11 protein-coding genes and 1 riboswitch are annotated in these 12,168 nt (G+C 34.1%); of the genes, 4 read left to right on the forward strand and 7 right to left on the reverse strand.

Going from position 1 to position 12,168, the window contains the following annotated elements; all coding sequences use genetic code 11:
* Window positions 1-23 precede the first annotated feature (23 nt).
* Both CWS01_RS07600 and CWS01_RS07605 read right to left on the reverse strand, forming a co-directional pair.
* Window positions 24-1,544, reverse strand: coding sequence for a putative DNA binding domain-containing protein (locus CWS01_RS07600; RefSeq protein ID WP_101176593.1), 1,521 nt, complete (start codon window positions 1,542-1,544; stop codon window positions 24-26).
* A 644-nt stretch (window positions 1,545-2,188) separates the two neighbouring features.
* Window positions 2,189-3,100: a LysR family transcriptional regulator gene (locus CWS01_RS07605; protein WP_101176594.1), complete on the reverse strand. Its 912-nt coding sequence runs from the start codon at window positions 3,098-3,100 to the stop codon at window positions 2,189-2,191.
* 455 nt (window positions 3,101-3,555) lie between these two features.
* On the opposite strand from CWS01_RS07605, the gene CWS01_RS07610 reads away from it, so the two are divergent.
* From CWS01_RS07610 to CWS01_RS23440, 3 genes are all read left to right on the forward strand, one after another.
* Complete coding sequence (locus CWS01_RS07610; RefSeq protein ID WP_101176595.1) at window positions 3,556-4,671, forward strand: 5-methyltetrahydropteroyltriglutamate--homocysteine S-methyltransferase; 1,116 nt, start codon at window positions 3,556-3,558, stop codon at window positions 4,669-4,671.
* 45 nt (window positions 4,672-4,716) lie between these two features.
* A complete protein-coding gene (locus CWS01_RS07615) occupies window positions 4,717-6,081 on the forward strand; it encodes an MFS transporter (protein ID WP_101176596.1) in 1,365 nt (454 codons plus the stop codon).
* 454 nt (window positions 6,082-6,535) lie between these two features.
* On the forward strand, window positions 6,536-6,610 hold the full coding sequence (locus tag CWS01_RS23440; protein WP_407938546.1) for an AgrD family cyclic lactone autoinducer peptide: 75 nt from the start codon (window positions 6,536-6,538) through the stop codon (window positions 6,608-6,610).
* Window positions 6,611-6,674: 64 nt separating this feature from the next.
* Here CWS01_RS23440 and CWS01_RS07625 read toward each other — a convergent pair whose 3' ends face one another.
* From CWS01_RS07625 to CWS01_RS07640, 5 genes are all read right to left on the reverse strand, one after another.
* Window positions 6,675-7,061, reverse strand: a complete 387-nt coding sequence (locus CWS01_RS07625) for a sporulation protein (RefSeq protein WP_101176597.1) — start codon at window positions 7,059-7,061, stop codon at window positions 6,675-6,677.
* A gap of 26 nt (window positions 7,062-7,087) precedes the next feature.
* A complete protein-coding gene (locus tag CWS01_RS22625; RefSeq protein WP_168714367.1) occupies window positions 7,088-7,246 on the reverse strand; it encodes a hypothetical protein in 159 nt (52 codons plus the stop codon).
* Window positions 7,247-7,569: 323 nt separating this feature from the next.
* A complete protein-coding gene (locus tag CWS01_RS07630) occupies window positions 7,570-8,313 on the reverse strand; it encodes an amino acid ABC transporter ATP-binding protein (protein ID WP_101176674.1) in 744 nt (247 codons plus the stop codon).
* A gap of 27 nt (window positions 8,314-8,340) precedes the next feature.
* Window positions 8,341-9,078 carry an amino acid ABC transporter permease gene (locus tag CWS01_RS07635; protein ID WP_101176598.1) on the reverse strand — a complete coding sequence of 246 codons (738 nt, stop codon included), beginning with the start codon at window positions 9,076-9,078 and terminating at the stop codon, window positions 8,341-8,343.
* Window positions 9,079-9,143: 65 nt separating this feature from the next.
* Entirely contained in the window at window positions 9,144-9,980 is an 837-nt protein-coding gene (locus CWS01_RS07640) for a transporter substrate-binding domain-containing protein (protein ID WP_101176599.1), read from the reverse strand.
* Window positions 9,981-10,087: 107 nt separating this feature from the next.
* Window positions 10,088-10,268: riboswitch (Lysine riboswitch) on the reverse strand.
* An 804-nt stretch (window positions 10,269-11,072) separates the two neighbouring features.
* On the opposite strand from CWS01_RS07640, the gene CWS01_RS07645 reads away from it, so the two are divergent.
* Window positions 11,073-12,167, forward strand: coding sequence for a CotS family spore coat protein (locus tag CWS01_RS07645; RefSeq protein WP_101176600.1), 1,095 nt, complete (start codon window positions 11,073-11,075; stop codon window positions 12,165-12,167).
* Window position 12,168: the final 1 nt, after the last annotated feature.

The raw sequence follows: 12,168 nt of genomic DNA on the forward strand, positions 1-12,168 counted from the left end.
ATACAGTTTTTCTGTACCTTTCCTTACTTCTTAATAATAATATAAGCCTGTTTTGGATGGTTTGGCTGATTAGGATATTTGAGCCTGATTTTCCTTTTATCTAATAACTTGGCCAAATAATTATTTCTTAATCCATCAGGAGTTCTTGCTAATAAGTGCGCTAATTCTCTTAACATGAGAGGCTTCTGACTACAAAGATTTACTATAATATCCTCCATCACACTTGGAGACAATCGTTTTTTCCTTCTAGCAAGCTCTGATATTTCCCATAATTTTTTATCCATTTCTTCTGAGGAAGATTCGTTTATCTCCTCTTCTAGAAGATCCTTTGTTGAATGACTCGCTACTATATCTACCTTTTCATGAACATCACTCTCGTCTTCACTATTATAGGAGTTCGCCATGTCGTCAAAAGGTGACATTGTACTATCATCTAACTCATTTTCACTATTACAGGAGTTCAACTTTTTATTATAGGAGTTGAATCCACTATTAAAGGAGTTGTGTTCGTTATTATAGGAGTCTGACTCTTTACTATAGGAGCTATTGTCGCTACTAAAGGAGTTAACCATGTTATTATAGGAGTCTAATTCACTACTAAAGGAGTTGTGTTCGTTATTATAGGAGTTGCCTTTGTCGTCAAAATTCAACATTATTAGCTCCTCTTCACTAGAAAATAAAAAAAGATTATTTTCCTTTTCTCTTGTTTCTTCTTCGCTGATTCCCTTTTGCTTTACATGCAGCCTAAGAATAGTACGCTCGAGCCCTGACTCTTTTATAAAATCAAAAGAGCCGTCCCCACCATAACGTTCCCATAATCCTTTAGTACTTTTTAAGCTAGAACCTGTTCTTTTACAAAGACCAATTAAAATGAACATTTTAAAAAGGTTAGGGTTACGTAGATTACTTACATTGCCTTCTAATGCTTGCTCTAAAGGTATACGCAGAAGGCCTGGATTGGAAAATTGAAATAAATCTGGTTTTTTTTCAATCACAACGCCGCCTTCTCCATAATAATCAGCATGAACTAATGCATTGATTAATGGTTCCTGCAGGCAAAATAGAGCGCTTGTTTCCTCAGCGGGGGTAAAATAAGCATTCTGATACAAATTATTAAAATTAGCCTTTAACTCTACATGAGCTTTGAAATAAAAATCAAATACATTCCCTGACCAAGTTCCATCCTGTGAAGTAAAACGTTTGGACCAGTTATCCGCTATCTTTTCTCCTAAGATTTCTCTATATTCAAGAAAAAATTGCGGCAATACCTCCGTAATAATCCTTTCTTCACTAAACATCAATAAACCAGCAAGAGTTAAACCTTCCTGATTGGTGTTTCTTACCTTTCCCCATGCACCAATTTTATATAAAAACTCTTTTATTTCTAATCCATTCCAAGGATGATTAGGATTAATTGATGAAAATTCCCCTCGATATTTTTTAATAGAATCGAAATTCAGTTCATTGATCCCATAATATTCTAAGATTACATTATCTTGTGGAACAGATGAATAATCAGGTGGATGATGTATATTCACGTTCAATCGCCCCTCTTATACTCGATTTATATCTATCTTTTAATTATTCTTATTCTACCATCTTTTGTTTAGTTCTTCTCTCCTTTATAAGATAAGTAATATTTTCCATTATAAGAAACTTTAAAACAGCTCATTAAAAATAGTATGAAATATTTTTTTAATATATAAATATAATTTCCCTTCCTATACTCTTATTGTATTTTTATTCATAAAAAATACATATTTATATCTTCGTTATTTCAGCTACATACAATTACGAGATCTTTTCCAAACTGCAGAAAAACTACAGAAGGATAAAATTAAAAGGCCAGATAATAAAATTTTGATATTCACTTTCTTTTTATATATTTTTATCTAGTTATGTATCCCTCATTTATAAAAACGCATAATAAAATAGCATCTATTGATAATAGTATAATTTATATTCTACAAAACAAATTATATGATAGAGAATCCATCTAATGTCTTCTGGATATGGACAATCATTACTTCTTCCAAATTAAGATCCTTCGAAAAAGAGTCTTCCTATAAATAGAGAATATTGCTTAATTATTTTTAAACAGAACTATTTTCTTACTTATTAAAATAGTCCTCTATAATATATTTATAATCTGAAAATACTATATTAGTTTCATAGTTCATAATCTATATCACGATACATAGAAATGTATAATTTGCTCGAGCTCTTCCAAATACAGTTTAGCCATTCTGCTCAGTTGTGTTTTTTTATGTACTACCCAGCCAACTGTAATAATTTCTCCTTCTTCAAGTGGAACAGATACAATATTAGGGCCATTTAAATCTGCACTTACAATACCAGTGGAGATGGTATACCCATTCAATCCAATTAATAAATTAAAAAGGGTTGCCCGGTCACTGACTTGAATGCTTTTTTTACTAGGAATCGTGCTAAAAATCTCTTCCGAATAATAAAACGAATTAAACTCTCCTTGTTCAAAATTAAGCCGGGGATATTCTTCTAAATCTTCTAAAGTAACAGATGACTTATTTGCAAGTGGATTCTGAGAACTTACAAAGATATGAGGCGCTGCTTTAAAAAGTACGTGAAAATCTAACCCTTCCTCCTTTAGCAGCTGCATCATTACTTTTTCATTAAAAGAGCTAACATACAAAATACCGATTTCACTACGTAAATTCTTGACGTCTTCAATAATTTCATAGGTTCTAGTTTCCCTCATCGTAAATTGATATTTATCTCCCCCATGCTTTTTTATCATTTCTACAAATGCATTTACAGCAAATGCATAATGCTGTGTAGAAATGGAAAATAATTGCTGAGAGGGAACAGTATCAAAATACCTCCGCTCTAATAGTTCAACTTGTTCTACTACCTGCCTAGCATATCCAAGAAACTCAGCCCCGTCTGGTGAAAGGGTAATGCCAGTGGATGTACGAGTAAAAATAGTAATGCCTATTTCTTTTTCAAGTTCTTTTATTGCCTTTGATAAACTAGGTTGTGATATATATAATCTGCGTGCAGCCTCATTAATAGAGCCACACATGACAACTTCAATAACATATCTTAATTGATGCAATTTCATCTTTAATCCCTCATTTTTTTAAAAATATTCTCATTATATTATAAAAATTTTATTCCGCTATTCTAACCTTATCCCAAATAAACACAAATGAATAGAGAACGGTTAAACTTTTGAAAATCTTCCTTTGCTTTTTAAGACTTTTTACATAATAGGTAACAATACAAGTAGAACTATGCTTCTAATAAAGTAAGACTTCAATGAAGCTTTTACTCAGCAATTTTCTACCCGTCTAGATGTCTCATTCTCTCTTATCATCCCTTAGGTGATGGTCAAAAGCCCGTTAATGCATGGTAAGGATAGAATAGTAGAAAATCAAATGTCCACTAGAATATAAAAGTAATTAGTCGTTATAGCTTTTAGTTATAACGACTAATTACTTTTATCAGTTACACTATAGCCCTTTAATCATGTTAGGATACAAACATCCGAGTTAGAAAAAGAAAAGAGGAAATTTTATGAAAACACTAAATACATCCAACAACAATGCGACTATTTTTCGTGCTGATCAAGTTGGTAGTTTATTGCGATCAGATGCAATAAAAAAAGCCCGCTTACAGAACACTAATGGAGAAATTTCCTTAGAACAATTACGCAAAATCGAAGATAAAGAAATTGCAAGAATTGTACAAAAACAAAAAGAAGTAGGTCTTCAGGCTATTACCGACGGAGAATTTCGCAGAGCTTGGTGGCATTTTGACTTCTTAGAAAAATTGGTTGGAGTTAATGGTTTTTGGGAAGGAAATGGTATCCAATTTCATCAAAAACAAACAAAATCTCGTGCGATTAAAGTAACCAGCAAATTAGACTTTGAAAATCATCCTATGTTAGAAGATTATAAGTATCTTCATCAAGCAGCTGGGGACCATACAGCAAAATTTACAATTCCGAGTCCAAGTATGCTGCACTTTCGTGGAGAGATTGATAAATCCATTTATCCAGATGAGGAAGAATTCTTTGATGATTTAGCCAAAACATATAAAAAAGGCTTGCAAGCTTTTTATGATGCTGGTTGCCGCTACCTGCAGCTTGATGATACATCATGGGCTTATTTATGTTCAAAAGAGCAAAAAGAACAGCTTCGTGCAAAAGGATTGAATCCTGATTATTTAATTAAAATGTATCTGGATACGTTAAATAAAGCAGTAGCGGATCGACCAGATGATTTAAAAATAACGATGCATATTTGTCGTGGAAATTTCCGTTCCACATGGATTTCCTCTGGTGGATATGAACCGGTGGCAGAACAATTATTTGGCCATTTAAATATCGATGGTTTCTTCTTAGAATATGACAATGACCGTTCAGGCGGGTTTGAGCCACTTCGTTTTGTAAATAAATCTGATTTAAATATTGTTTTAGGCTTAATTACTTCCAAATTTGGTGAATTAGAGAGTAAAGATACCATTATAAAACGAATTGAAGAAGCATCACAATTTGTTGATTTAAACCAGCTATGCTTGAGTCCTCAATGTGGGTTTGCATCTACGGAAGAAGGCAACTTATTAACTGAGGAACAACAATGGTCAAAACTTCAACATGTCGTGGACATCTCCAAAGAAGTTTGGAAATAAACGAATTTTTGAGAAAAAGAAAAAAGAAAAAAAAGGAGGAATAATATGCGTGTTATTCAGACTTCTCAGGTAATTGCTGAAAGTAAGTTTAATAAATTTCATTTATTGGTTTTTCTTTGGTGTTTTTATGCCATTGCTTTTGATGGTTTTGATATTGCTTTATACGGGATTGGGTTGCCATTAATGATGAAGGACTATGAGCTAACGCTTGTAGAGGCAGGAGCAATCGGCAGCTATACTCTAGTTGGTATGATGCTTGGTTCCTTTTTGCTTGGTTCCCTTTCCGATATTATCGGCCGAAAAAAAATATTAGCGATTTGTATGCTTTTATTCAGTGTATTTTCCCTTTTGGCTGGTTTAGCTCCAAACTCCCTAACCTTTACGATTATGCGCTTTATTGCTGCTCTTGGGATGGGTGGATTAATGCCAGCTGTAATTGCCATGATGACAGAATACTCACCTAAAAAAAACCGAGCGCTGATTGTGGCGACAATGTATTGCGGTTATTCCATAGGGGCTATTTTAGCTTCACTAATAGGCATGTATTTAATGGAAAGTATAGGATGGAGATTTTTATATTGGCTAGGGATTATTCCTCTTATTACCCTGCCATTGTTCCTTAAACAGTTTCCTGAATCGCTATCCTATTATATTCTTCGCAATCAAGGGGGAAAAATAGCCAATATTCTCAATAGAATAGATTCTAAAGGAAAGTATCAAGCAACAGACGATTTTGAATATGCATCTATTAAAGAACGGGCAAAAGGATTCCCAGCGAAAAAGCTATTTTCAGACAATCGATTTGTTAGTACCTTAGCCTTTTGGACTGCAGTATTTAGTTGCCTTCTTATGATTTATGGCCTAAATACATGGCTTCCTAAAATTATGCAAGGAGCTGGATATGGAATCACTTCCAGTATCTCATTCAGCCTATCATTAGGAGTTGGCCAAATTGGAGGATCTTTATTAGGCGGTTATTTAGTGGAACGATTAGGTCATCGAAAAGTACTTATCTATATGTTTTTATTAGGAGCTATTTGCTTTGTTTCCCTTAGCTTAACGTCTAATACACTTCTGTTATATGTATTAATCGCCATTGGCGGTGCATGCACAGGGGGAACACAAAACTTAGTGAATCCATATATATCTGAATTTTATCCCCAGGAAATCCGCACAACAGGTCTTAGTGTAACTGTTGGGATTGGCCGAATAGGGGCAATACTGGCACCTCTGATAATAGGTCTTTTGCTAGCGACTAATTTAGCACCACAAAATGCATTTATGGCATTTGCCGTTCCAAGTATTCTCGGGGTAATTGCCCTTTTATTAGTACAAGAGAAATACGGAAGTTTTGACAAGATTATCAAAACATCTAATAGCCATCTTGAAACAAAAAATGAGAGCGCCTAAATTAATATCTTAAAAAACAAAAAACTACAATATTCCACAAATTTCCTCTTTCAAGTAGACAGATTACATCATAAAATCTGTCTACTTAAAAGGGAAACATGCTTTGGATATTTTTCACCTTTGCGGGATTTCTACTTATGATTGGAACCTCCTATCTGACCGTCACAGTAAAAAAAATACTGTCATTTAAAGCATCGTCCTACTTGTTATACTTCTCCGTTCTATATGGCTTATTTTTAGTTTGCCGCTATGCTCCATCCAATCATAGTATTCTGGTTTTTATGGATGTATTATTTAATTGCCATTTCCTATTTCATTGAATTGATTTCAGCCTCAATCTTAGGCTTTTTATTTCAGCTATCCAGCTTGTATCCATATACATATAAAGCTTTAGGCAAGATAGAAGCATTTATAAATAGAAGATTGATAGTAAAATGAAAAATCAGGTGAAATCATTGCTAGTTTAATCGCAGAAACTAGCTCTGCATCAACCATTATCTTTTATCAGCCAAAAGCGCCGAAAAAATAAAAAAAGTTCGAACAAGCAAATCGAACTTTTTTACTTTTTTAATCGTAAGAGCTAAACATTACCTTTATTCTTTAATAATTAATTCATCATAATCTTCCCTAACTTTATTATCTGCAAAAAAGAGGTTTGTATGGAACTTATAGGTAAATCCCGGTGTTGAGGGCTCTATTTTTGTAGATAATTGAAAAGTAAACGGCACTATCAAATCTTCCTTTTCATGTAAGAATTTGGACATTAAGATGGTAGTAACTGTTTCTACTTTCTCTTCATAACCATCTTGATATTCCTTAATTAAGGAGCACTCTAATCTCTTTAATTTGAGCTTTTTTCTTCCACCTTTAATGTGAAAGCTGCCAGAAACGACTTCTTGATACATTGCTTCGTTTGTATTAATCATTAAATCTACCTTTGGCGCACCTGCTCTCAATAATTCCTTAACGTATGTTAACAATAAAATTCTTCCCCCTGATTAATAAATTAACTATTATTCCCTGAATTTTGATTTTGCACAGTAACCGATGAATACTGTATAGCAATGCTTCTTGGCGGATTATGCATCTCTAAAATAACAATAGCTACAGCAAATGATTTAATGGTCATGAATAACGTTAATAAAATAAAGAATTTCCTATGCAAATCACTATCCGACTAAAATGTTCTCTCCCTTTAGTAAATTAAAAAAAGATTAAATGAACTCGTAATTAGCCGAAAGCTTTCTCCTCCTAAAAACCAAAAGACCTTTACCAACTGGCAAAGGTCTCACAAACAACATCACGTTGCCAGTTAAGCCGGTGATAAAACTATCACGTACTGTCGGCATAACTGTCAGCTACTCCCCTTTGGAGTATTATAACTTTTACATGTGTACAACCTTAACTCTTAGGCTGTACTATACTACTAATATGCTTCCTTTACATTACGTCAATAAAAACGTTTTAAAAGTATGCCTAACTGAATATTTATTGTACTTGTTTTAAAGTACGCTTTAGGAATTCCCTAGTACGATCTTGTGTTGGATTATTAAAAATTTGGTCTGGACTTCCTTCTTCTGCAATAACACCTTTATCCATAAACACTATTCGATCAGATACTTCTTTTGCGAATTCCATTTCATGCGTTACGATTATCATCGTAAGACCAGAATGTGCAAGGTCTTTCATGATTTTTAATACTTCTCCTACCATTTCTGGATCAAGAGCTGATGTAGGTTCATCAAATAACATCACATCTGGTTCCATAGAAAGTGCTCTTGCTATGGCTACGCGCTGCTTTTGTCCACCTGATAATTGTTTTGGCTTCGCATTAATATACCTATCCATTCCAACAACTTTTAAGTAATTCATCGCTACTTTTTCTGCTTCTGCTTTTGATCGTTTTAATACTTTTACTTGTCCTACTACACAATTGTTAAGAACGTTATGGTTGTTAAACAAATTAAATTGTTGGAATACCATGCCTAAATGTTTTCGGTAAGCAGCTACATCATGCTGGCCATCCAATATATTTTCGCCATGATAGAGGATTTGCCCGCCGCTTGCTTTTTCTAAAAGATTAATACAACGAAGAAGAGTTGATTTACCAGATCCAGAGGAACCAATGATAGAGACTACTTCTCCTTTATTCACGGAAAAATTAATGTCCCTTAACACTTCATGAGTTCCATAGGATTTGTTAAGATGCTGAATATCAATGATCTTTTCCATACTCTCTTCACCTTCTTCCATTATTTTTTATTTACCTCTTAATTGTGAACTATTTCCGATGATCGTATAGTTATCAGATCCATCTAATTTTTTCTCAATATATAGCAATATTCTTGTTACAATGAAGGTCATCACGAAATAAATCATACAAGCTACGAAGAATGATTCAAAGTATCTAAAGTTATTTCCCGAAATCGATTTTGTAACGAAATATAATTCTGTAACTGAAATGACATTTAATACGGATGTATCTTTAATATTAATAACAAACTGATTCCCAGTTGCAGGTAGAATATTTCGAATAACCTGTGGTAATACAACATTCCACATTGTTTGTAAATGGTTCATTCCTATCGCATGAGCTGCTTCAAACTGACCTTTATCAATAGAAACAACCCCACCTCGAACAATTTCCGCCATATATGCTCCTGTATTGATTGATACAACAATAATAGCTGCAGCAAACACATTCATGTCTATACCAAATGCTAGCGCAGATCCATAATAAATAACCATCGCTTGTACAATCATCGGTGTTCCACGGAAGAATTCAATATAGATAGATAGAATTATATTAACCACTTTTAAAAGTAGTTTTTTTACTCCACGTTCAGGTACTGGAATGGTACGAATAATCCCTGCTACTAATCCAATAATCGCCCCAAATATTGTCCCTATCAAAGCAATCAAAAGTGTTAACGCAGCACCGCGAAGGAACATAGGCCAGTTCTCTGAAATTATTTTAATGATCCACTCAAGACTCATCTTTTTTCCTCACTTACTGTATAAAACCGACTGTCTCAAGATATACAGCCGGTTTCACCATTTTTTTATTCTGCTGCTGGTTGATTCTTAATAGCACTATCCATAATGCTTGTACGTTCTTCTTCTGGGATATCTGCTAAGATTTTATTAATCTTATCTGTTAAGTCACTGCCCTTTTGAAGTCCAACAGCAATGGATGTATCCTCTTCGGAAGTTTCAAATCCATCTTTAAATTCAACCATAGCAAATTTATCATTTGCAGTTGATGCACTTACTCCTTCAGGACGTTCTGAAACATATCCATCAATAATTCCTGATTCAAGAGCTACCCTCATCGCTGGGAAGTTGTCCATTGCCGTCTTTTTTTCTACACCTTCAATTTGGTCAATAACTGAATAGTGAAATGTATTTAACTGAGCTGTAATTTTAGCTCCTTTAAAATCTTGGATTGAAGTAGCTCCTTCATACTTGCTGCCTTTTTTCACCACCATAATTAAATTTGATTTATAGTAGTTATCTGAAAAGTCGATTGTTTCTTTACGTTCTGCAGTTGGTGACATACCTGCGATTATCGCATCAATTTTACCCGAAGCTAATGCTGGAACTAGGCCGTCCCACTCTGTTTTTACAATCACTAATTTTTTCCCTAAACCTTCAGCCACTTTTTTAGCGATTTCCACATCATATCCGCCAGCATATTCTGCAGAGCCATCAATTTTAACAGCACCATTAGTATCATCGTTTTGCGTCCAGTTAAACGGAGCATATCCTGCTTCAAGCCCTACTTTAAATGTATTATCTTCTGACGATCCAGAATTTGAATCGTTACTTGTCCCACACCCAGCTAATAGAATCATTGTTAAAACCAACAAAACCATAAATAATGATAACTTGTTTCTCATGCTGTCTCTCCTCCTGTTTTCCTATGAATTACTAAAACAAAAAAACGACCTGAGATAAACTCAGGTCGCAATATATGTAGTAGTCCTAAAGTCCTCTCTTTTATCCAAAATGAGATAGCACAACTCAATAAACTAGGGGTTTATTGAGACAGTCCTGTAGCTCTTAACTACAGACCCAGCAAGTAATACTGAGAATATTACAAACTTCGGCGATATTTCCTTCTCCACAGCATCATTGCTTCTCAAGCTCCGCTATAGACTGTTAAATATCGCGCCTCTACCTCACAGTAAAAAGTGAGGTTTTATTCAATTATTTTTTTATACTACAGCATTATAGCGAAATCCGTCAACCTGTTTTTTTATTCCATCTCCTCTAAATCAATTTTTTTAACATATAATGATGAGGAAAATAAAGTCTTAATATAAATCTTTAAAAAACTCATTTATTTATGGTACGGTTCTCCGTGATATATCAAAAGGAGCTAGCCTAACATAATACTCTTTTAGTTTGGATTAAATGTCTATTTATCCCTCCAATTTATGAAGGTTTTTAACAAACATTCCTGCCAAAAACATCGGAAACTCCATTTCGATGCATTTATCTTTTACAAATTGTTTCCTATCATCTACAGAAATATCCCTTTGAATAAATTCTCCTTCTTGATAACAATGCTTATTAATACATAGAACTTTTATCTAAATTCCTTTCCGTACCGCGATCTTCAATTTTCTTTAACCACATGACACAGCTTTGACATTTTTGATATTCTTTCATTTAAGTAAAATCTCCAAAATTACAATAACTCCCTTACTTATGAATGGTTCTCCGAAGCAAATCAAATAAATCTACAAGTAATTAGCGCTTATATCGGACCAAACTCTTTGTTAAAATAGCGTATTTCCATTCTAATAAAATCATTTTTTTCTTGAATTTTTCAACTTGAATCCGCTTATAACCTGTACATTCTTGTACATTAAGCATATTAATAAAAAGTATCTAGAGCTTGTTTAAATGAGTTTGATATTTTTCAAATAGCCTTTTATTCATGATCTGTAAAGGTATAAGTTGCTCGGAAAAGGAGAAATGATACATTGGAGAATCAAATTATTATACCGTGGGAAGTCGATGAACTAACTCATGGAGAATTTTATGTTCCAGATTATATCAATGATATAGGATTAGAAGTTCTTACACAGTACGATTTAAAAGTTAATAGCATGCAAGTGATCACAACAAAGCCTGATAAGGGTGGGGCTATTTGGAAACTGGAGACCGATGATGGACCCAAAAGTTTTAAGCTTCTCCATCGAAGACCTACAAGAAGTATATTTAGTCTTGGTGCCCAAAGATATTTGGTAGACATAAAAAATGCAAGGGTACCGGGAATTATCACAACCAAATCGGGAGAGGATTATATTCAGGCCGGAGGAAAGTTATGGTTTGTTGCAGAATGGATTGAACCACTAACGCCTGTAACAAAAGACTTAGAAGGCGCAAAACAGCTTTGCTATGCACTCGGTGAATTTCACCGCTTAAGTCAGGGGTATGTCCCTCCTGCTGGGGCAGAAATTGCCTCAAGATTGTATAAATGGCCAAAAAGCTACGAAAAAATCTTAACAAAAATGGATTGGTTTCGAAATATAGCCATAGCATATAGTTCAATGCCTGCTAGTCAGGAGCTATTAAATGTTATCGATCTATTTGAAGAACAAGCAAAGAGAAGTATCGAAGCACTAAATCAGTCAAAATACTTGGAACTAGTAAAACTCGGCAATACAAATTGGGGGCTAGTTCATCAGGATTACGGCTGGTCAAATGGTCAAATGGGGCAGAATGGAATGTGGATTATTGACCTTGATGGTGTAGCATATGATCTTCCCATACGTGACTTAAGGAAATTGATTACAGGTACCATGGCAGATTTATTTAGATGGGATGTAACGTGGATGCGTGAAATGATTCAAGCTTATCATGAGGCAAATCCAATCAGTCTAGAACTATATGACATCTTAATGATTGATATGTCACTTCCTAATGAATTTTATAAAAATGTTAAAGAGGTACTATATGAACCAGAAATATTTTTAAATGAAACAACCTCTCAACTAATTAGAACAATTGTCGATACTGACCAATCCAAGTGGCCGGCATTAGAAGAAATTCAAAACGATTGGAGGAATAAGTAAT

It is taken from the genome of Niallia nealsonii (assembly GCF_002835805.1).
Taxonomy (GTDB): domain Bacteria; phylum Bacillota; class Bacilli; order Bacillales; family Cytobacillaceae; genus Niallia; species Niallia nealsonii.